At 39.0% G+C, this 23,860-nt stretch carries 12 protein-coding genes; 11 read left to right on the top strand and 1 reads right to left on the bottom strand.

Annotated elements, in window-relative coordinates; translation table 11 throughout:
• Window positions 1–40 precede the first annotated feature (40 nt).
• The 11 genes from QZ574_RS01185 to QZ574_RS01135 all read left to right on the top strand — a co-directional run bounded on the left by QZ574_RS01185 (window position 41) and on the right by QZ574_RS01135 (window position 22,780).
• Window positions 41–2,335: an ABC transporter permease gene (locus QZ574_RS01185; RefSeq protein WP_297085904.1), complete on the top strand. Its 2,295-nt coding sequence runs from the start codon at window positions 41–43 to the stop codon at window positions 2,333–2,335.
• A 228-nt stretch (window positions 2,336–2,563) separates the two neighbouring features.
• The gene (locus QZ574_RS01180; protein WP_297085901.1) at window positions 2,564–4,915 is read left to right on the top strand and encodes an ABC transporter permease; all 2,352 of its coding nucleotides are present in this window, start codon (window positions 2,564–2,566) and stop codon (window positions 4,913–4,915) included.
• 70 nt (window positions 4,916–4,985) lie between these two features.
• On the top strand, window positions 4,986–7,382 hold the full coding sequence (locus tag QZ574_RS01175) for an ABC transporter permease (protein WP_297085894.1): 2,397 nt from the start codon (window positions 4,986–4,988) through the stop codon (window positions 7,380–7,382).
• Window positions 7,383–7,437: 55 nt separating this feature from the next.
• Entirely contained in the window at window positions 7,438–9,813 is a 2,376-nt protein-coding gene (locus QZ574_RS01170; RefSeq protein ID WP_297085893.1) for an ABC transporter permease, read from the top strand.
• A 46-nt stretch (window positions 9,814–9,859) separates the two neighbouring features.
• Complete coding sequence (locus QZ574_RS01165) at window positions 9,860–10,678, top strand: alpha/beta hydrolase (RefSeq protein ID WP_297085890.1); 819 nt, start codon at window positions 9,860–9,862, stop codon at window positions 10,676–10,678.
• A 374-nt stretch (window positions 10,679–11,052) separates the two neighbouring features.
• The gene (locus tag QZ574_RS01160) at window positions 11,053–13,401 is read left to right on the top strand and encodes an ABC transporter permease (RefSeq protein WP_297085888.1); all 2,349 of its coding nucleotides are present in this window, start codon (window positions 11,053–11,055) and stop codon (window positions 13,399–13,401) included.
• 155 nt (window positions 13,402–13,556) lie between these two features.
• The gene (locus QZ574_RS01155; protein WP_297085887.1) at window positions 13,557–14,561 is read left to right on the top strand and encodes a DUF4097 family beta strand repeat-containing protein; all 1,005 of its coding nucleotides are present in this window, start codon (window positions 13,557–13,559) and stop codon (window positions 14,559–14,561) included.
• Between the two features lie 225 nt (window positions 14,562–14,786).
• The gene (locus QZ574_RS01150) at window positions 14,787–17,162 is read left to right on the top strand and encodes an ABC transporter permease (RefSeq protein ID WP_297085884.1); all 2,376 of its coding nucleotides are present in this window, start codon (window positions 14,787–14,789) and stop codon (window positions 17,160–17,162) included.
• A 20-nt stretch (window positions 17,163–17,182) separates the two neighbouring features.
• Entirely contained in the window at window positions 17,183–19,525 is a 2,343-nt protein-coding gene (locus tag QZ574_RS01145; protein WP_297085882.1) for an ABC transporter permease, read from the top strand.
• A 91-nt stretch (window positions 19,526–19,616) separates the two neighbouring features.
• Entirely contained in the window at window positions 19,617–20,282 is a 666-nt protein-coding gene (locus QZ574_RS01140) for an ABC transporter ATP-binding protein (protein WP_297085879.1), read from the top strand.
• 86 nt (window positions 20,283–20,368) lie between these two features.
• On the top strand, window positions 20,369–22,780 hold the full coding sequence (locus QZ574_RS01135; RefSeq protein WP_297085875.1) for an ABC transporter permease: 2,412 nt from the start codon (window positions 20,369–20,371) through the stop codon (window positions 22,778–22,780).
• Window positions 22,781–22,913: 133 nt separating this feature from the next.
• Here QZ574_RS01135 and QZ574_RS01130 read toward each other — a convergent pair whose 3' ends face one another.
• Window positions 22,914–23,810 carry a hypothetical protein gene (locus QZ574_RS01130; RefSeq protein ID WP_297085873.1) on the bottom strand — a complete coding sequence of 299 codons (897 nt, stop codon included), beginning with the start codon at window positions 23,808–23,810 and terminating at the stop codon, window positions 22,914–22,916.
• Window positions 23,811–23,860: the final 50 nt, after the last annotated feature.

Below are 23,860 nucleotides of genomic sequence, written 5' to 3'. Positions count from 1 at the left end.
ATTACGTTATGAATAATCAAGTAACAGAAAGATAATAGACATGTACACCTATTTAAAACAACAGTTTCGTTCAATCGTAAAACATCGGATAATCTCATTTATTTCAATTGGGGGATTCGCATTGGCAAGTGCAATTGTAATTTTGCTGGTGGCCTTTATTTCTTCCGAAAGAGCTTACGATAAAGACATTCCTGAAATTGAAAACATTTACAGGGTGTTGGCAAATGACGATATTTCTGATATTCCCGAAGAGGTTGCAGAAACTCTTGTGGAACAGTTTCCCGAGGTACAAGAGGCTTCAAACTACTATATCAATAGAAAACCTGTGACTTACCGAGATAAAAGTTATCCCTCGAAATTGGTTTGTACCGATGATGCATTGTTTCGAATATTTGAGACTGAGGTAATTGCCGGAACCCTCGATAGTTTTCATAAAATTGAAAATCAGGTTGTATTGACAAAATCATTTGCTAAAAAGATATTTAAGGATGAAAATCCAATTGGACAACTTGTAACCCTTTCGCATAAAAATGAAGTTGTAGTTGTCGCTGTTATCGAGGATTTTCCCGAAAAACGGTCGTTTAATGGTCAGGTATTTTGCAGTACAAAGTTAAAGGTTACCTATTCAAGCAGGGGATGGAACAATAAAAAAACCTATTTTGATAAACTATTAGTTAAACTCCATAAAAATGCCTCGGTAAAAGATGTAGAAAACCGCATTAAACCCATTGCCAACGCCCAGTATCATGGATATGCAGACAAAGATTACAGCTATGTTCTTTCTCCCTATAAACATGCGTATTTCAATGCGGTTAAATACGATGGATTAAAACACGCTAATGTTAAACTCATTAAGCTATTATCGTGGCTGGCCCTCTGTATTTTTGTCTTTGCCATAATTAATTATGTGAACTTCTCTGTTGCCAAAATCTCAACCGACTTAAAAAATGTTGGAATGCATCAGGTTTTGGGTGCGTCTAAATTGGGATTGTTTAAGCGCTTAATTTCCGAAGCTTTTTTTCAATTGGTAGTATCCGGTGTAATCTCTATTTTTTTAACATGGATGTTAAAGCCATTAGTTGAGGGAATTTTAGGACAGGAAATTCTTTTCGACACCTTACTAAGTAGTATTCCGTACCTGGTTTCTATGGGATTGGCCATCGTAATTATCGCTGTTCTTGCGGGTAGCTACCCGGCTTATGTTGCCATGAAAGCAAAGCCTGGCTTAATGCTAAAAAATAAAATTGCCGACCTGCAAAAACAAAGAGATATACGAATGCCGCTAAATATCATTCAGTTTGCAGCAAGTATTGTAGCCTTTGTTGCTTTAATAACTATACACGAGCAAATTGAATTTGCAAAAAATAAGGAACTGGGATTCGATACGGAGCAACTGGTTCGCATAAATGTGCATTATAAAATTAAAGACCGTGTGCCGGTTCTTATTGAAAAAATAGGAGGCTTGGCCGGGGTTAAGAACATTTGCCCAACACACGGAACTCCATGGGCAATATACAGTAATTCTTCAAACAACGAGTTTGGTAGATTTTCCCAAATTGCTTCAAATCATTTATTTCTAAAAACCTTTAATGTTGAATTACTTGACGGTCGTAACTTTTTCGATGGCGAAAAAAACGCAACTGCACTGATTAATAAAAAGGGCTTGGAGCAAGCTGGTTGGGAATCGTTTGAGGGGAAGAAAATATTCGGCACTGAAGTAGTTGGGGTTATTGACGATTTTCATTTCGAGAATTTACACAACGAGGTGGGGGCTTTGTTAATACGGAATGAAGACGGTTTGTCGCACCTAAATGTTAGGATGCATCCGGGAGATATTGCCGGAACGATGAAACTTGTAGAAGAAGAGTTTAACAAAATTGCCGGTGAATTTAATTTTGAGTATCAGTTTTACGACGAATGGATGGATACCATGTATCGAAAAGAAGAAAATCAGGCCAAGGCAATACAGTTAATTTCAATTCTTGCCATGTTGTTGGCTTCTTTAGGTATGCTTGGTTTAGCAATTTATTCAATGAAACGCCGCATAAAAGAAATTGGCATAAGAAAAGTAAACGGCGCCAAAGTAACAGAAATACTAACCCTGCTCAACCGCGACTTTATAAAATGGGTAGCTATAGCCTTTGTTATAGCCTGCCCAATTGCCTGGTACGCCATGAATAAATGGCTTGAAAACTTCGCCTACAAAACCAGTTTAAGTTGGTGGATTTTTGCCCTGGCCGGGGTGTTGGCATTGGGAATTGCTTTGTTAACGGTTAGTTGGCAAAGTTGGAAGGCGGCTACACGGAATCCTGTCGAAGCACTTCGATACGAATAGTGAGAAGTGCGAAGATCCTCGATAGCGAAGCGTATCGGGATGGAGGCGCTGAGGTACGAATAAGATTGATTTCACCCCAAACGCCTAAAGGGGTTTTAAGGCACGAGCCAAGAAGTAAGGTTAGAGAAGCAAATGAGGATAAAAACAAGATAAATAATAGGACAATCGAAGATAAGAACAAGTCCCCATTAGGGGATATAGGAGTAAATGAAACAAAAACATAGAACCATGTTTAAACACTATATCAAATACATAATCAGGTTGTTAATTCACAATAAACTATCAACAACAATTAACCTTGTGGGCATTGTTCTTGGTTTATTGGTAAGCATATTGTTACTTTTTTTGGTGAAGAGCCAATTTGAAACCGACCTCTTTCATAAAAATGCTGACCATATTTACAAGTTTGAAAACAGGGATGGAGAGCACATGTCGGTTCCTAAAATTAACCTCGTTAAGAAATATGTTCCCGAGGTAGAACATATCACTTACTTTCATCAAAGCTGGTCGAAGTCTGATTTTTTGAACTATAAAAACAACCGTTACCAGATTAATGATATGATTTGTGCAGACTCTGCCTTTTTTAATGTCTTCAATTTTGAGTCTGTCTTTGGAGATCTTAGCCAATGTCTCGCTCGACCCAACAGTTTGGTGCTAACCAGTTCAGAAGCTGAAAAGATTTTTGAAAATCAAAATCCCGTTGGAGAACTGGTTGAGGTATATTCTTCTGAATTTGAAAAGAAAATGTATACGGTTACTGCTGTTATTAAAGATATTCCACCCACTTCGTCAATGCAGTTTAAATCGGTTATTTCAATGGGATCGAGGATGGAAATAAAATGGTATCGCGAAAATGCCAACCATTGGGGAACACATAATTATTTGGCGTATGCCTTGCTTAACGAAAACTGCAACCCGAAGGAGGTTGGCAAACGGATTGACCAGCTAATAATTGAAAACGGGCCTGAGTGGACACGTAGTGCAACACCTGTTAAATTATTGCCGTTTAACGGATTGTATTTAGATAAAAATCCAGTTCAAAAATCAATGATTTTGGTATTGGGAAGCATTGGTATTCTTATTCTTATAATAGCATGTATTAATTATTTTAATCTTTCGGCAACCCAGTTAATGGGCAGTATTAAAAACGAAGGTATTATCCAAACACTGGGCGATTCCAGGCATGCTGTTATCACGCGATTTTTTATACAAACCTCTTTATTATTCTGCTTGGGAATAGCAATTGTTCTGTTTCTTTTAAAATTGGTATTGCCCTATTTCAATTCATTAAGCAATTCAAGTTTCCAGTATTCCGATTTATTCCGGGGCAGCAACAGTATTTTACTTTTAGGAGTTGTATTAGGAAGCATTGGCATATTCAGCATTTTCCCGCCTTTAATCATAAGCCGTTTCAAAACAATTCAATTACTATCGAAAAATATTTCGAATAAAAAGAGCAAATTGAGTTTTAATAAAGGCTTGCTTGTTTTTCAATTTCTAATTTCGATAATATTAATCACGTCTACATTTTTCATGTATAAGCAGAACCGTTTTATGCTGAATTCCGATTACGGTTTTACTACTGAAAACATTATGGCTATTCATATGAATCCTGAATCCTGGAACAATGAAGTTGCACTTAATCATCAATATAAAAGCCTTTCGGAAATCGATAAAATTGCCTATAGCAGCAACTTATTAACCGAGGTAAGTTCCGATTGGGGCCGAACCATGTTCCATAAAGATTCGTCGTTTCATGTAAGTTTTGTTAACCTTTTTGTAGATGAAAACTTTCTTGACCTTTTCGATATTCCTCTGGTTCGGGGAAATGGATTTAAAGAAAATCCAACCAAGCGTAATAACCTGATTGTAAACAAGCAGTTTATTGAACATTATGGAATAACCGATATAGCAAGTGCATCTTTAACCCGCGATAGAACAGAAGGAGTTTTACGAGGCGTTTGCGAAAATTTCAATTTTAAGACTTTTCATACTGTTATTCAGCCTTTTGGGTTGCTTCAGGCCAAGGAGGAATGCTCGGAAATGCTTGTTAAATTTAATTGTACCAACACGGCTGATATTAGCAATATGCTGAATGAAATGGAAACTATTTGGAACGCGCATAGCCCGAGCTATCCGTTTGAATATGTTTTTTACGACCAGCAACTTCAGTATGTGTATCAAGGCGAAATAAGGCTTTTTAAAACATTTATGATTGCGTCGGTTATTTCGCTATTGGTTGCCGGGCTGGGATTATTCGGAATTAGCTTGTACCTGATAAATAATAAAATTAAAGAAATTGGCATTCGAAAAGTTAACGGAGCTAAAGTAACAGAAATACTAACCCTGCTAAACCGCGACTTTATTAAATGGGTAGCTATTGCCTTTGTAATAGCCTGCCCAATTGCATACTATGCCATGGATAAGTGGTTGGAAAACTTCGCCTACAAAACCAATTTAAGCTGGTGGATTTTTGCTCTGGCCGGTGTGTTGGCTTTGGGCATTGCTTTGTTAACAGTTAGTTGGCAGAGCTGGAGAGCTGCAAGCAGAAACCCGGTAGAAGCATTAAGATATGAGTAGTGGGTCAGGCAAAACATTTGAAAGAGTATAAGTAGGATAGAACAGAGACATCAAACTAAAGAACAAAACCATGAATTTTCAGGATTTAAAAATTGCTTTTCGAAATGCAAAAAAACATTCGGTAATGACTTTTGCCAAACTATTTGGTCTTACATTATCGTTTGCTGTAATTGTTTTTGCGGCAGTTTATGCTTATTACGAAACCAGTTTCGATAACATGTATCCCGATAAGGACCGAATTTACCGCGTAATTATGTACGGTAAACTCGATGGTAGAGAAGCCGACATGGCAGTAACTACTGCCGCCATGGGAAAATCAATGGTAGATGCTTTTCCTGAGTTGGAAGACAGGAACCGGATAAGAATGCAGGGCAACGGTATTTTTGTTAAAGACGATCATTCTTTTCGCGGAGAAGGTTATTTTTTAGCCGACACCAATTTTTTTGCTTTTTGGGGAGTTCCTATCCTTACTAACCGCACAAATGCCTTAGGAGCACGTGAGAATGTAACCATTGCCCGAAGCCTTGCCGAACGACATTTTAATTCGGTAGAACAAGCCCTGGAGAAACCCATTAAATTCAACGGGAACGACTGTATAATTACCGGTGTTTTTGAGGACTTCCCTCCGAACAGTCATTTGCAGGGTGAGGTTATAAGAAGCATAAATGTAGCCAATCATCCCGAAGACGACTGGGGCTCGGAGAATTTGTATACTTATTTTAAAACGTACCAACCAATTGCCAACCTGGATGATTTTACGTTTAAAACCACACAAATGGTTTACCACCACCGACAAGCAACCTTCGATCCGGATGAAGCAACTACATTGGATGATTTGAAATACGGTGACGAAACCTATTTGTTTTATCGCCCTGAACCATTAAAGAAAATTCATTTTGGACAACACCGCTTCGACAATGCAAAAACATCGAACAAAATATATGTGTACGGTGCCATTGTACTGGCTTTACTGGTATTGGTTATCTCATCGGTGAATTACATCAATTTAAGTATTGCCAATATTGTAACACGCCACAAAGAAATTGCGGTTCGAAAAACAAATGGAGCCTTTCAAAACCAGTTAATCAAGCAGTTTATAACCGAAGCGCTTTTGTATTGGTTTGTAAGCTTGCTTATCGCTTTGATCCTGTATTTTCTATGTTCGCAATATTTGCTTTCTTATCTCGGGCTTCGTTTGGAGATAGAAGGTTGGGAAGCTATTCGTATTGTTGGAGTCATCATTTCCGGCTTGTTGGTTTTTAATTTGTTGATTAATATTTGGCCGGTTCTTTCCGCTTCGCGAACGGGGGCTGCCACCTTATTAGGCTCAGAGCAGGTAAGACGAAAAAAACTGGTTTTTAGCAATGTGTTTGTGATAGTTCAGTTTGCTATTTCCGCACTTATTATCATTAGTGCCATATTGGTGAACCGGCAGATTGATTTTATGGTGAACAAGGATAGAGGATATGATCCGGAGAATGTAATGATGATTACCCTTTGGGATTTGGAAAGAAGTAAACGCGAATCGTTGGTAGAGGAATTAAGAAATGATCCGAATATAAAAGCAGTAACCACATCCGATCTTTATTTTGGTGAAGATCCTTCCATGAATTCCTGTTTTTTTGATGTCGTAGAAGAGGAAAACTATTTCCACACCAGTCACATGATTACTGATCCTGATTTTATGAAAACATTTGACGTGGAAATGGTGGAAGGGCGGTTTTTCTCCAATGACCTATCCAATGAACTGGATAAAATAGTGGTTAATGAAACGGTTGCAGCCGAATATGGAAAAGACAAATCGATTCTGGGAAAAACCATAGTTTATGGTGGCGGTGATCCCTACGAAGTGATTGGAGTCATTAAAGATTTTAATTTTCGCTCCTTGCATCATAAATTGGCTCCTTTGGTAATTCGTCGTAGAGATTATATGGGGAATATTTTTATAAAAATCAATCAGGACAAAGCCAGTTATGCAGTTGATCTTTTAAAAGCAAAATGGAGCGAGTTTAATATTAGCCGAAACTTTTATTACACCTTTCACAACCAGGTTTTGGTAGCGCAATATGAAAAGGATCGTCAAGCCAGAAAAATGATGACCTTTCTTTCTATCATTTCCATTATTATAGCCTGTACCGGATTATATGCCATTAGCAACTATACCATTCAACAAAAAACAAAAGAAGTAGCTATTCGAAAAATAAATGGAGCAACCGTATTGTCCATTGCCAATAAAATGTCAAAACGTTTTCTCGCACTTGTGGTCTTATCTTTTGTTTTGGTGCTGCCTTTGAGTATTTATTTATCGCAAAAATGGTTGGAGAATTTTGCTTACCAAACCAGTATGAATGGCTGGATTTTTATGGCTTCACTGGGAATCTTGATTTTGGTATCACTGTTGGCCATTTCTATTCATGTAATAAGAGCAGCCACCCGAAATCCTGTTGAAGCTTTGCGATATGAATAAAATTTCAGTCTAAACATTTTGATGGAGCTAAATAAAATTCAAAAAACAATCTAAAATGAGTATGCTAAATAGTATAAATCAAAAAATAATTTTTAGAAACTTATTGCGAAATAAGCTGCATTCGAGCATTAATATTATGGGGTTTGCTGTAGGTATAGCTGTTTTTATGATGATTGTGAGGTACGTTAATCATCAGTTTAGTTACGACCGCTTTCATCAGCAACAAGAAAGTATTTACAAAATTCATTTGGGCGACAGCAAATCACTACCTCCTGCAATAGCTCCGTTTGTATGCGATAATATTTCGGCAATTGAAAATTTTGTGCGTATAGACGAATGGTACGCAGGAGGAAGCTTGGGCTACTTGAAAAGTAATAACGAAACTTTTAGAACATCCGATTTATTATTTGTTGACGATAGCTTTTTCGATTTTTTTGATTTTGAGTTGTTATATGGAGATGCTGAAAGTGCGCTAAGTTCTCCAAATTCCATTATTCTTTCTGAAAGTTTGGCAACAACGATTTTTGGCAACGAAAATCCAACCGGTAAACAAATTGAGTATCTCAGCGACTTCCCCAGCGCTACCTACAATTTTACGGTAGCGGGTGTTATAGCCAATGCGCCAACCAATTCGTCTATTCAATACAACGGTCTTATTTCAATGTCAACTATTCAGTACCACAAAATACGCAATGGAAATATTAACGAAGATTGGGGAAATTGGGGATTTGCCACGTATGTAAAAATTGCATCTCCCAAAGTTGCCGAACAAATTAATAGCTCAACACCCGAATTCTGGGACAATTTTGTTTCCGAAAGATGGCAGGCAGATAAAAACAGTCCTCGCGCTGAACGTTATAAATTAAATATGGTTCCGTTAAAAGAGGTTCATTTTGCAAGTGGACAGAAACGCTCTTCTGTATATCTCATTTTCTTTATAGGCTTGGTAATCTTGTTAATTGCCATATTTAATTATATCAACTTGTCGTTGGCAATTTCTACCACTCGTATTAAAGAAATAGGAATACGAAAAGTAATCGGCTCGGCTAAAAATGCGCTATTTGTACAGTTTATAAAAGAGTCGATAATGATAACTTTTATTGCGGCAGTTTTGGCAGGTGTTCTTATACTTTTGTTACATCCCTATTTAAAAGACTTTACAGGTTTTGATACCATTATTGCGCCCGGACATTTCATACAAACGCTACTGTTTTTTATTGCCGGAGTTATGGTAATCGGGCTTTTATCCGGATTATATCCGGCGTGGTTTCTCACCAAAATTGCTCCAATTCGTAGCCTTAAAAACGAAATTAATCGTGGTAAAAAGGGAAACAAAATTAAACAAGTGCTGCTTCTATCGCAATTTGTAGTTTCAATAATTTTATTGGTAGTTGTAATTTCAATAAGCAAACAGGTAAATTTTATTAGAAACAAAGAGCTTGGTTTCGATAAAGACCATATCATCTATCTTTCGGGTAGTTCTAATATCGATAAGTCTTACGATACCTTCCGCGAAACATTACTTCAAAATCCGGAAATTCAAAATGTGGCAAGGTCGAATGGCAGATTTGTTGCTGGTCTGAATCTTGGTTTGAAACACAAAGTTAATGGCGAATATAAAACATTCAGGGGCACAACCATCGATCCCGACTTTGTAGAAACTTTTGGCTTGGAAATTATAGAAGGTAGAAATTTCAGAAAAGGCGAAAACGATTTGTACAACACCGCTTTGGTAAACGAACAGTTTGTAAAAAAAATGGAATTGGAATCACCAATAGGTTCGGTCGTTTCTTCCCTAAACAACGATGTTACCATTATAGGAGTAGTAAAAGATTTTCATATCTATTCTTTACGTACTACGATTGATGCTTGTATGTTGTGTTACTATCCTTGGAATTCTTGCGTGAACATAAAGATTTCGGGGCACGATATTGAAAACAGCATTGCTATTGTAGAAAAAACATGGAATGAACTTATACCCGGTGTTCCATTCGAGTATCATTTTTTAGATGATGATTTTGAAAAACTGTACAAAACCGAAACTGAATTTAGCAGCATAATAAAATTATTTACGGCTTTGGCAGTTTTTATTGCCAGTTTAGGCTTGTTCGGGTTAATTTCATTTTCGGCTGTACAACGCAGAAAAGAGATTGGGATTCGGAAAATTAATGGAGCAAACATATATGAAATCCTAACCAAACTTAACGCAGAAGTTTTACTGTGGGTTGCCATAGCCTTTGTAATAGCCTGCCCAATTGCCTGGTATGCCATGAATAAATGGCTGGAAAACTTTGCCTACAAAACCGAACTAAGTTGGTGGATATTTGCGCTGGCCGGGGTGTTGGCATTGGGAATTGCTTTGTTAACGGTTAGTTGGCAAAGTTGGAAGGCGGCTACTCGTAATCCGGTTGAGGCCTTAAGGTATGAATAGAGCTAAACGACAATAAAAGAACAAACATTTTACAATACATATAACGATGAGAAATAAACAACTAATTTTTGCTTTTTTATTCTCTACTTTATCATTTGGAGTACAGGCACAACATGAAGTGATAAAAATTTGGCCAAAACTGGCACCGGGCTCTGAGAATATTGAGAACAAAGAACAATTGAAATCGAACAAATCAGTGACAAATGTTTATCAACCCGATCTAACTGTTTTTGTAACTAAACATCAATCTGAACTCACACCCGCAATAATAATCTGTCCTGGTGGAGGTTATAATCAGGTAGTAATGGCAAAGGAGGGCTATAAAATTGCAAAATGGTTTAATGAGAATGGCATTACTGCTTTTGTCTTGAAATATCGATTAAATCGTGAAACAGCTCTAAGAGATGCTCAAAGAGCGATGAGTCTGATTCGTTCAGATGCGGCAAAATATAACATCGATAAAAATAAAATTGGTGTTATCGGTTTTTCATCAGGTGCCCACCTGGCAGGTAATTTATCAAGTAATTACCTTCATAAAGATAATTACGATTCGATCGATAATGAATCATCAAGACCCGATTTTATGATAGGAATATATAGTAGCTATCAGGGAATTAAGGCTCACGAGAATTTCCCTCCAACATTTTTGGTTCATGCGATAAATGATCCAAAAGCTCCGGTGGAGGGATGTGTTGAACTATTTAAAAACCTGAATAAAAATATGGTTCCGGTAGAGATGCATATTTACGAACATGGAGGTCATGGTTTTGCTCTGGAAACAGATAAAGGAGAGGCTACAACAAGTACGGTCAAGGATTGGTCGAGTCGCTGTATTGAATGGATGAAATTGAAAGGCATTTTATAAATGCAAGCTAATTATAATATGTACTCGACATTTTGAATAATAATATCCGTTGGGTTCTTCGCAACATTGTAAAAAATATGCAGCACAAAAGTAATGGAAGCAATTCCAACGTTAAATCGTGACTTTGTAACGGTTAGCTGGCAAAGCTGGCGGGCGACAACTCGTAATCTAGTAGAAGCGTTGAGGTATGAATAAGAACCGCCCCTCGTTTGCAACGAGGGATAAGTTGTGTGTCGATTGTATCGACAGTTAATTGAGCAAATTAATGCATGAAAATAGAATTACAAATTTAAGAACCATTACACCCTCGCTGCAAATAAGGGAGTGAGGAGTGATTTCGCTTTTTGAAATGATAACAGAAAATCTAAAAATCGATGATTAAGCATTTTATTGACATAGCTCTGCGAAATATTAAAAGAAACGGACTTTTGTCGTTTATTCATATTGTTGGTTTATCACTGGGGATTACAGCATTTATTCTTATTGCTCTTTACACTCAATACGAAAAAAGCTGGGATACTTTCAATACCAATTACGATAGAATCTTCAGGGTGCAAGGCTATAAAAAAGGAGATAGGCAGGATGTTAAAATCCAAACATCGTTTCCGGTGGCCAATTATTTAAAAAATAACTTTCCCGAAGTACAAGATGCCATCTCAATTGATACCGAAAAAAACAGGATTTTCTCATCGACACCGGAATTAACCTTTGTCGAGAATTATGGAGCATTGGCACCGAGCGATATCTTCAATATTTTTTCTTTTAAACTACTTCAGGGAAACAAAGCCAATGTGCTTGATCAACCAAATTCCATTGTTTTATCGCAAACAATGGCTCAAAAATTCTTTCCCGGCAAAAATCCGCTTGGAGAAATAATTTACGACAAAGAAAAAAAAGAACTAATTGTAACCGGCGTAATGGAAGACATTCCTGCAAATTCTCATATTAGTGCCGCTTATATTCGATCCATAACAAATACAAGCAATAAACATTTTAACGAATGGGACAACGCGGCATGCATGACGTATGCTTTGCTGCAATCCGGCACCTCGGCTTCAACCCTTAACCACCAAATTAAAAATATTTACGATAAGCATCTTTCGTTAAACAAATCCTGCTTGTATCTCCATCCATTACAAAAGCTTCACCTTGATCCCGATGAATCAGGAAATTCACAAGGCATCGTATTTTTCTATTCAATGATTGGTATTCTGATATTGCTGTTGGCCAATGTTAATTTTATGAACCTTTCCACTTCCATGTCAACAAAACGTTCAAAAGAAATTGGCATTCGAAAAACAAATGGAAGCAGTAAAGGAAAAATTCGATGGCAATTTTTATCCGAATCGATTATTGTGGCAGTATTCGCATTTTTTACAGCCCTTGTGCTGTCGTTTATTTTCATGCCTTTGTTCAGAACTGTGGTAAATCGAGAAATTACACTCTCGTTTACCAATGACGCTGGATTGCTTCTTATTGTATTTATAATTGTTATTGCAACCGGTTTTTTAGCCGGAATTTACCCCGCTTATGTCGCCTCAGGTTACAAGCCCATACAAATACTAAAAGGGGAAACGCAGTTTGCCGGCATGAAAAGAAAGTCTTCGGCAATGATGGTTATGGTATATGTTCAGTTTATACTTTCAACCCTATTATTTGCCACGAGTATTTGGGCCTATAAACAAGTTAATTTCCTCGAAAATAAAGACCTTGGTTTTAATAAAGAATATCTTTTACACACCCGGATACCAGCCAACAGCAGTCATGTTTCTTACCATTTTTTTCGTAACCAATTCCTTAGCAATCCTGATATAAAAAATTTAAGCCTGTCGGGAAATACACCTTTGCATCATAATTGGAATACGAGTGTTTTTTACGAAGGAGGTTCCGCCGATGAGGCAACCCCTGTTCATTATAACAAAGCTTGCTACGATTTTATCAATACCTATAACTTTTCCATAATTGAAGGGCGCAATTTTTCGCGCCAATATGCAACTGATGTGAACAAATGTATGGTAAACGAAACAGCTGTTAAAAAATTTGGCTGGAAAAACGCTATTGGCAAATGGATAGAAGAAGGAGATAAAAAGTACGAAGTAATTGGTGTTTTAAAAGATTTTAACCAGGCTAATTTACATAATGCTATAGAGCCATACCTTTTAATATTGCATAACGGCAACCTTGAGGAAACTTGTTGTTTTACCTTTTTAGTGAACGCTGAAAAAATTGATCAATCAAAAATAGCTATCAAAAATGAGCTGGTTAGTATTTTTCCAAATTCGATTTTTACTATTTATGAATTTGATGAAGACAGGAACCGGAAAGTTCTTGACATTTGGGCCAATGTAAGAAACACATCCGGATTCTTCACATTTTTAGCTATCATAATAGCCTTGGTTGGCATATTTGGATTGGTGGTTTTTTCCACGCAGCAAAAGATAAAAGAAATAGGCATTCGGAAAGTGCATGGCGCAAAAACTACTCAAATGTTTTTCTTATCCATTAACAAGTTAATTGTTCTTCTTTTACTTGCGGTTGTAAACGTTGTGCCTGTTTTTCCGCTATTGCAAACCTATACTCCGGGGGCTTATAAATACCGGGCTACTGTTTGGGATGTTGTTATGGTAGCAGTAGTATCTATCCTTATTATTATTCTCTCAAGTGGATTCCAGGCTTTAAAAGCTGCCACGCGAAACCCTGTCGAAGCACTTCGATACGAGTAGTGAGAAGAGGGGAGATCCTCGATAGAGCATCTGTCTCGTACCTATTGGTCGGGGACGTATCGGGATAGAAGCATTGCGGTGCAGATAAAAAAAGTAACTATTCCAGAAAAAAGTCGTCATATAGGTAATTATCAGAAAAACAACTAAATAATCTTATGATGAAAACCCGGAAAAATTTAAAACTTTACGTAATGATGGCTATGCTAACGGCAGTGCTTTCATTAAACGGATGGGCAAAAGATGGCCAGCCCACTATTACCAAAACCTTTGATTTAAACGAGCCCGGAATGCTTAAAGCTGCTTCTTCAGGAGGAGGGGTAAGCGTAAAAACCCATAATCGGACACAGGTTGAAATACAGGCATTTGTGCGAAAAAACGGACGGCTTTTATCTCCTTCCGACAGGGATTTGGATGAAGTGCTGGAAGATTTTGATATCGATTTTTCGAAAAGCGGATCAACAATAACAGCAGTGGTTAAACGCAAATCGCGAATGAGTTTCTGGAGAAACAATGTAGGTATTTCTTTAACCATAATTGTGCCCGAAAAAATGTCGTGCGATGTGTCGTCGAGTGGTGGCGGTGTAAAAATATCAGGCGTACAGGGCACGCATAATTTCGCCAGTAGCGGAGGCAGTGTAAAACTCGAGAACACAAGCGGAACAACAAAGGCTAGCTCATCAGGCGGAGGGGTTAAAGCTACCAAACACATTGGCGATATTCGTTTGAGTTCAAGTGGCGGCGGCGTTACTGTTGAAGATGCCCGGGGAAGTGTTTATGCACGAAGCTCGGGTGGTGGTGTTAGCCTCGAAAATATTAAAGGTGATGCAGATGCATCAAGTAGTGGCGGTGGTGTGCGTGTTTCCGGCGAGCTTAGTGCTGTTAAAGCTACATCAAGCGGAGGTTCGGTTCGTGTAAACACCAGTAAGCTTACAGATAAACTACACCTGCAATCCAGTGGTGGCGGCGTTTCTGCAGTTATCCATGGGGGCAATAAACTTGGTCTTGATTTGGATTTGCGCGCAGGAAAAGTATCTGTCGAGCTAAACAATTTTAATGGAACATCAGAAAAAAACAGGGTTAAAGGTGCCATGAATGGTGGCGGAATTCCGGTATATGCTCATGCTTCAGGTGGTAATGTTACCATAAGCTGGGAAGACTAAAACAGAGAACTTAGTCGTCAAAAATAAAATGAGGATTTCGTATAAATCGAAGTCCTCATTTTTTTGTGGTAAAGAATTATACAGTTGTTGTAAAAAAAATTGACACATTTATTGGTTTGGGTTTTCATAAAGTGTTATATTTCAGGCGTTAACGATTGGGGCACGAGAGTTGGTTTAACCAAGAACAAACGATTAGGGCCAAAGGCCGAAGTAAAACGCAATTAAATGTACAACCTTAAAATATCCTTGCGCCGTTTGCTAAACGATAAAGTTTACACCGGTTTAAACCTGTTCGGACTGGTTATTGGAATTGCCTCTTTTCTGGTATTGTTTATTCACGTTTCAAACGAAAAAAGTTTTGATAAGCACATTGCAGGGCACGAAAATATTTACCGTGTAACTTCGGTTCCCGGAGGCCGGGCCAATGCCAATTGGGCACGCAGTTTGGGGATTGTTCATGCTGTTTCATCCGAAATTCCGGAGGTAGAACTGGCAACCCAATTTTCTAATTGCGACCTTGGTACCATAAAAGTTAGTGAAAATTCCATTCAGCAAAAAAATATAATGGCGGTTGACCAAGCTTTTTGCCAAATGTTTGAGGTAAAAGCAAAGCTCGGGAATTTATCTGAAATCAATGAGCCAAATACCGTTTTTGTGTCCGAGGATTTTGCACGTAAACACTTTGGCAGTTTAAATCCTATCGGGCAGCTCATTACAGTTGAAGCCCTTCAATATGTGCGTAATGTTGGCGATTACGAAATTCGGGGCGTTGTAAAAAACACGCATCCTAAAACACATTTTAAATACGAATTGCTTCTTTCGCAAAAAGGCGGTTTGCAAGAACGTTTTGAAAGCCTGCCAGACAGAAAAATACAATGGACCTATAATTATTACCAACTGCAGAATGGTGCGTCGCCCGAAATGGTTGCCGAGAAAATAAAGGCTTTTTGGGATAAAAGCGCCGCCAAACAAACACGCGGCCCTCAAGAATACGATTTTTCTTTGTTCCCCATGGATGATATTCACTTAAAATCGGATTACCGTTTTGAGTTGCGTGAAAGTTCAAGTAAAATAAATATCTCGCTGTTTGTGGTCGTGTCGGTTGTTATTCTTTTAGTTTCGTTGCTAAATTTTACCAATCTTGCTGTGGCTAAGCTCATTAAACGTTCAAAAGAGCTGGGGCTCAAAAAGTCCATCGGAGCCAACCAGTCGCAAATTATCCAGCAGGTTTTAGCCGAGGTGCTAATTATTTGCCTGCTTGCCATTGGTATTTCGTTGTTGTTTATTCAAAGTTCTGAAGCGCTTATTAACCGTTTGTTTGATATTGAATTTCAGCTCTTTTTTAACGAGCCCGTGCTTTACTGGAGTATTTTGGCGGTTATTGGGATATGCCTAAGTTTAACAGCACTGTTTGTGACTGTATTTTTGCTGGGGCGAAACACTACAATTGATATTCTTGCCGAGCGTAATAATTTTTCGGGGAGCTATGTGTTAAAATCTCTTTTGGTGGGGCAGGTGGCCATTGTTATTGTATTAATCACGGGTACTTTTTTGGTCAATAAACAAATCAGTTTTGTATTAAATAAGCCTCTTGGTTTCAATAAAGAAAATGTGGTGGTTTTATACCTGAAAGATCTTTCAAAAGATGCCGCAGTTTTTAATAACGAACTAAAAAAACAGAGTCAGGTGGTTTCGGTGGGAATGACAGCGCAGCACTTTGGTTACCCATCGCAGGGTTTGCCCCTTGATGGTTTTGGTATTGATGGAACTGCTGAGTTTGTGTTTGCCAATTACGACTACCTAAAAACTATGAATATTAAATTGATAGAAAACTGGATTGAACCTGATGCCGAAAAGGTAAGCGGAATGGTGATAAACAATCATTTATACAAACGTTTAATGGAAAAACACGGAAGTATGGATGCCCTGCGTGCCTATCTAGAGGCGCAACCGTTAGAGCCCGGTCAAACCCGAATAAACTATATTGGTGTTACCGAAGACTTTAACTACAGTTCGGCACACGAAAGTATTGGCGACTTTGCCTTTTGGCTTGATGAGGGCGGTAACCGTGCCCGTTTTACACACGTGCGTATAAATAATTTGCATGCCGGAATGGATGCCATAAAAAGGGTTTGGAGCGATTATTACCCCAACCAGGAGATAAATTACTTTTTTATGGATGAGAAAATAGCGCAGCAGTATAAATCAGAAACCATTTTAAGCCGCATACTTTTGGTATTTTCATGCATCGGATTTTTAATCAGTATTATCGGAATAAGTGCGCTGGCGCTGTTTATTTCGCAGCAGCGCACCAAAGAAATTGGTATTCGTAAGGTTAACGGAGCCAAGGTGAGTGAGATACTAACCCTGCTCAACCGCGACTTTATTAAATTGGTGGCAATTGCCTTTGTAATAGCTTGTCCGGCAGCTTGGTATGCCATGCACAAATGGCTCGAAAATTTTGCCTACAAAACCACCTTGAGCTGGTGGATATTTGCTTTGTCAGGCGCATTGGCCCTGACAATTGCCTTGTTAACAGTTTCGTGGCAATCGTGGAAAGCTGCTACACGAAACCCGGCCGAAAGTTTAAGGTACGAGTAGCAAACAGAAAACAAAAAACCATGATTAAACATTTTTTAATAATAGCCTGGCGAAATATTTTCAGAAGGAAAACCCTTTCTGCGATTCAAATTCTTTGCCTTTCGGTAGGCTTGGCAGCATTTACGCTGGTTGCCCGTTACATTCAATACGAAAAAGATTACGATAAATTCAACCAGAATTTCGAAAGGATATACCGACTTCATACCTACAAAATCAAAGATCGTACTGACGATAGCAATCAAACCGTTGTTCCGATGGCAAAATACCTACGCAACAATATTGCCGAGGTTGAAGACGCAATAATAATTAGCGAAGTGTGGGGAGAATACCTTTCGGCCGATGCCGAAAATGTTTTTAATGAAGAATTAGGGTTTGTGGCGCCCTCTGGGGTCTTCGAAATGTTTTCTTTCGAGCTGATACGAGGCGATAAAAATACGCTTTTAGACGACCCAAATGCCATTGTTTTGAGTGAAACACTGGCCGCAAAATATTTTCCCGGGCAAGACCCGATGGGGAAAATAATATTCGACGAAAAAAAGAGAGAATTGCGGGTAACCGGTGTTATGAAAGACATTCCGGAGCAGTCAACAATTCAGGCCAGCTATTTTAAGTCGAATACCGAGCTGTTAAAAAGTAGAGAACATAACTGGGATAATTCATCGTACCGGTGTATGGTTTTGTTAAAACCTAATGTAAACCCGGAGACTATAAACAGTAAAATTGTTAATGTAATTAACAAATTCGATGAAGACGCTAAGAATGTGGCCTATCTTCGTCCGCTGGCACTTTTACACCTAAACGAAGGCCCGCGCGACGACCGTGGCTCTGTTATTTTCTTCTTCTCGTTTATTGGTATTCTTACCTTGCTTTTGGCATGTGTAAGTTTTATGAATTTAACTACTTCGTTTTCTACCTTGCGTTCGGTGGAAATTGGAGTTCGAAAAGTTTCAGGAAGCAGTAGCAATTACATTCGTCTTCAGTTTTTGACCGAAGCCATTGTTTTAGCATTTGTCTCATTGGTTGGTGCTATTGCTCTTGCCTATCTTTTGCTTCCGCTTTTTAATGCAGTGGTAAACCGAAATATCGAAATTAATTTAATTCAGAACCCACAGTTCATACTGTTTCTTCTTATTTCGGTGCTGGTAACAGGTTTTGTTGGTGGAAGTTATCCGGCCCTGGTTACTTCGTCGTATAAACCGGTGGCTGTTTTAAAAAGTAAATTGCCCTTAAAAAAAGGACGAATAACAGGATTGCAGGCCATGGTTTACGTGCAATTTATTCTTTCGGTGGTGCTAATAACCTCGAGTATTTGGATGTACCGCCAGGTAAACTACATGAAAAATAAAGATTTGGGTTTCAATAAAGAAAACCTATTGTACTGCAAACTTCCATCAATGGATGCTGATATTACTTACCAACAATTCAGGCAACGAATATTGGAATATCCCGGGATTGAAGATTTGTCTTTTTCAATTAACTCACCACTTCATGATAACTGGGGAACCCGTGTTCGCTTCGAGGATGGATCTGTTGAAGATCACACCTTTGTACGCTGGAATCAGGCTTGCGAAAATTATTTGCCCACCATGAACATGACTTTGATTGAAGGCCGAAATTTCTCGAGTGAATTTTCTGCCGAAGCAAAATCCTGTCTTATCAACCAAACCGCAGTTAAAACATTTGGATGGACAAATCCCATCGGAAAATGGATTGATATTAAAGGAGACAGAAAACTGGTGGTTGGCGTAATTAAGGATTTTAACATTGAAGATGTTCACAATCCGATTTTACCGTATGTTTTATTGTATCGCGACTTTGCTTTTGGCTACTCAAACGACATTACCTTTAAAGTAAATCCGGAAACCACACAAGCGAGCCTGGCTCATATCAACAAGGTTTTACAAGACATTCTTCCGAACATTTTATTTGAAGTAAACGGGTATGATTTTGGATCCTATAGAATGGCTTTAAAAATATGGACAAATGTAAAAGATACTTTCGCGTTTTTTACAGTAATGGCCGTGGTAATTGCGGCGATGGGTTTGTTTGGCCTTGTGGTGTTTTCATCGCAACGCAGAGTAAAAGAAATTGGAATACGAAAAGTTCAGGGAGCCAAAACCGAGCAAATTATGCCGCTGATTACCAAACAATTTGTAATATTTGTTATTGCTGCCAATGTGGTTTCATACCCACTTGCCATTGGGCTTGAAAATGTAACACCGGGGCATTTTAAATACAGCTTTACTGTAATCGATGTGGTCATTGTTCTTGCCATTTCGTTGGTAGTTACTCTTATTGCAAGTGGTTTTCAGGCTTTTAAAGCTGCGCGCTTAAATCCTGTTGAAGCCCTCAGGTACGAATAGCAAATAGTTCAAGTAAATAATAGAATAAACGGAGTTTGCTTGTTTTTCAATTATTCAGCTTAACATAAAAATGACAGATAACAAAAATAAAATGATACAACTTAAAAACATCGACAAGTACTACGATGCAAAATTCCAACGAACTTTTGTGTTGAAAAGAGTGAATTTAACCATTAATCAAGGCGAGTTTGTTTCAATAATGGGGCCTAGTGGAGCCGGTAAATCAACCTTGTTAAACATTATCGGATTTCTTGATGAACCCAACGAAGGCGAATATTTGTTCCTCGATCAACCGGCCAACCAGCTAAAGGAAAAACAGAAGGTACAGTATCACCGCAGTCACATCGGTTTTATTTTCCAGGCTTTTCACCTCATCGAGGAGATGAATGTATACGAAAACATTGAAACGCCGCTGGTGTACCGCGGAATAAAAGGCAAAGAACGCAAAGCAATGGTGGCCGATATGCTCGATCGGTTTAATATTGTGGCTAAAAAAGATTTGTTTCCAAGCCAACTTTCGGGTGGGCAACAGCAATTGGTAGCCATTGCACGAGCCATTGTGGGCAGCCCAAAACTTTTACTGGCCGACGAACCCACCGGAAACCTGCACAGCGAACAGGGGAAAACGATTATGGATTTACTTAAACAACTGAACAACGAGGGAATGACCATTATTCAGGTTACCCATTCGGAGGAAAATGCAAAATACGGCAACCGGATTATTCGTTTAAAAGATGGCTACGTGAATGAAGATTAAATTTTTTAAACCTTCGTAATTTCTTTTTCAAGCTCCGGGTATTTACTGCAAAGACCCGGAGCTGCTTAAACCAAAAAATTGTTTTTATGAATTTGAAAGTGGTACTTAGAAACCTGCTTAAACGCCCCTTTTTAAACCTGGTAAAAATTATCGGGCTTAGTCTGGCTTTAATCGGTATAATTTTTATTTCACTATTTATAAAAAATGAACTGAGCTACGACAATAACCACCAACGAGCCGATAGAACCTACCGGTTTACAATTACAGATCCGGAGTTTTTGGGCGGAAAACATTTTGCAAGGGTGGTTAATCCGGGTTACTTGAAAGAGCTAAGCAGCCAGTTCCCAGAAATAGAAGAACTGGTTCGTTTACGTCCAGTAAGGGGTGGATTAATGAAATACGAACAGCGGTTTTACAACATTAACCAGGGATTTGAGTGCGATAGCACCTTTTTTAAGGTATTTGAGGCAGCGTTAATTGTTGGCGATAAAACTTCGGTTCTTGAACGTCCGGCATCAATGGTAATTAGCCAAAGTTTTGCCCAACGTATTTTCGGAAATAGAAATCCGGTAGGAGAAGTTTTAATTTTGCCTACCGGACAATTTTACGGTGCAGAACAACATTTTACCATAGCCGGCGTAATGAAAGATTTCCCTGCCAACAGCCATTTTCACCCCGATTTTATAACCACCCCGGTAAACGATAGGTTTGAATACGGTTGGGCATGGTCGTACTTGGTTTTGGCAGAAAATGCATTACCCGAAAATGTTGAGCAGGCCATAAGCAATTATATGCGCGAAAATATGGAAAGCGAACCCGAAAATTTTAATACAGAAGTTCATTTGCAAAGGCTTACCGATATTCATTTGCACTCGAATAAATTGCGCGAAATTGAAGCCAACGGAAATATGCGAAATATTTTTGTGCTGGCCATTGCTGCTCTAATTCTTTTGGTTATTTCGGTAAGTAACTACGCCAACCTCAACATTGGCATGGCGGGCTTTAGTGCCAAATACCTTTTTATCAATAAAATTCAGGGCGCATCCAAACGTTCGGTAGTGCAGTTCTTTTTTCTTGAAGGACTTGTTGTGCTGCTACTTACACTGGCATTAACCTTTTTGCTGGCCCTGCCCTTAAACGCTTTAATTTTGCGCAACTTTAGTTTAAATCTATTGCACGGAAATACGATTTTTCTGTTTGTATTACTACTTTGTTTTAGTGCTTTTAGCCTTGTGTTCGGACTGCTCCCGGCTGTAAAAACCATGTTTGGTTCTTTGCTTATCAATAAAAAAATAAATACTGCAGTTTTACCTGGTCGCGGGGGTATCAATCGCGGGCTGGTTGTTTTTCAGTATGCTTTTTCCATTGCATTGATAGTGGCCGTAATTGTTATTTCGCGTCAAACAAATTTTGCCCTGAAAAATGGCATGGGGGTGCAAGAAGCCAACATTGTTGTTTTTGAATCGGTGCATGCCAGCATTCAGCAAAAATTCGAAGTGTTTAAGCAAGAATTGCTGCAATACAACAGTATCCAGTCGGTTTCGGCAATGATGGAGCCTCCCGGTGGAGAAGCCAACGATATGTTTGAGTTTGAACTGGAGGATTATGTACCGGATGAAAGTGGTGAACAGTACGAGCGGATTGGCGTTTTCCCGTGCGATTATTCTTTTGCCTCCCTTTTTAATTTGCAGTTTTTGGCCGGAACCAATTTTTCTGAAAAGAATAAAGACAATGAAGGTGCTGCTGAATACATTATTAACCAGGCTGCTTTGAAGCGTTTGAACTATACTGCTGCTGATGCCATTATTGGAAAGGGTTTTAAGCTTAACTTTCAGGAACTCGAAGAAAATGGTATTGCACTTCCTCGTGGAAAAATTGTTGGGGTGGTAAAAGATTTTCATCTGTCGAGCCTGAAAAAAGAGGTCGAGCCTTTGGTGCTGTTTAAGCGCGAAGATTTATGGCTGATAAACTTTGCTGTCTCTTTTCAGCCCGGTATGCAGGAACAGGCTTTGGACGATATGGAAACCGTTTGGACTGCCTTATTTCCGGAATATCCGTTTAATTGCGAGCATGTGGGCAGTATGTACCAAAAAGTATATAAAGCAGAACTGCTTCAGGCCCGGCTGCTTTCGGTATTTACCATTATTGCCTTGTTTATTTGCTCGATGGGTTTGTTTGGTTTGGCCCTGATAACAACACAAAACCGTATAAAAGAAATTGGTGTGCGAAAGGTTAACGGGGCTTGTTCTTCCGAAATACTCAGCCTGTTAAACCGCGATTTTATAAAGTGGATTGTACTTGCCTTTGTGTTGGCTTGTCCGGTTGCCTGGTTGGCCATGAATAAATGGCTCGAGAATTTTGCCTACAAAACTACCCTAAGCTGGTGGATATTTGTTGCAGCTGGTGCACTGGCACTTGCCATTGCCTTGTTAACAGTTTCGTTTCAGAGCTGGAAAGCGGCAAGCCGAAATCCGGTGGAGGCACTAAGGTACGAGTAGGCTTTTTTCATCCGAGATTTAAGGTGAGGAATAAAAGTCGTTTGGCAATAATTATAAGCAAAAGGATACAATAGTTACACGTAAAAAGAGCGGAAAGAAATCCTTCCGCTCTGCATAAACTACCCTTCGTTGTTTATTTTTTTGCCATTCCGGTGGGGAATGAGGCCTGGTTTAATTCCATCATGTAAGTAAAGTGGTCCATTGCGTCTTCCGGAATCATTCCTGCCAGTGGTTTTAGTGCAAATGGCTCAGGGCCGTTGTCGGGGTATGGTTCAACTGATATTACGGCAATGCCGCCTGCCAGGTCTGTCGGGAATGATAATCCCGATGGCGCATTCATCAGGTAATCTTCTCCCGGAAACGGAGGTCCCGGATTCTCCTGGCTGCTAAACCCGTCGAAAAGATCAGTAACCCCAGCTGTTTGCATGAACTTGCCCGATGTAACAGGAACACCGTTAATTACTGTCCAGCCCTCGTAAATCCATCCGTCAGGCAAGCTTGGCAAGGTTAAACCTTCCATGGGGCTACCCGATTCGAGGCTTAAAAACCAAATTCCGCTGTTTTCGTAGGTGCCGGGGCCATTGGTTGGCGTGGCTAAAATGTATTTACCCATGGCTTCGCTAAAATCAGAGCCCAGTGCTGCCGGATGCGCAATGCTAAGTTCTGCCATTCCATTTGTGAATACACCACCTAAAATTTTGGTATCGCTTGGTGCGGGATCGTTGTCGGGTTGTGGTTCAATACTTAAAACAAACATTACTGCATTATCCACAACATCTTTTTTTACATTAAAAACCCTTGGCGACATCTGACCCGATGGTGTGATGTTAAATTTACCCGTGCTAACAGCAGTGCCGTCAACTATCAGCCAGCCTTCGTAGCGGTAATCGGGCCCCAGAGGCGATAAGCCCTCAAAGCTGAGGTCGAGCATTTTATTACCTGACTTTTCTTCAAAAACAGGTTCTTCTACTTCTTTTTCGCATGCCATAAAAGCAAATGCTGCCATTAAAACAAAAACTAATTTTTTCATAACCTTATACTTTAAGTTAATACTGTTTAAAAACTTGTTGTAAAGATTGG

It is taken from the genome of uncultured Draconibacterium sp. (genome assembly GCF_913063105.1).
GTDB lineage: Bacteria > Bacteroidota > Bacteroidia > Bacteroidales > Prolixibacteraceae > Draconibacterium.
Note: the sequence above shows the minus strand (reverse complement) of the source record. Positions and strands in the feature narration are given on the sequence as shown.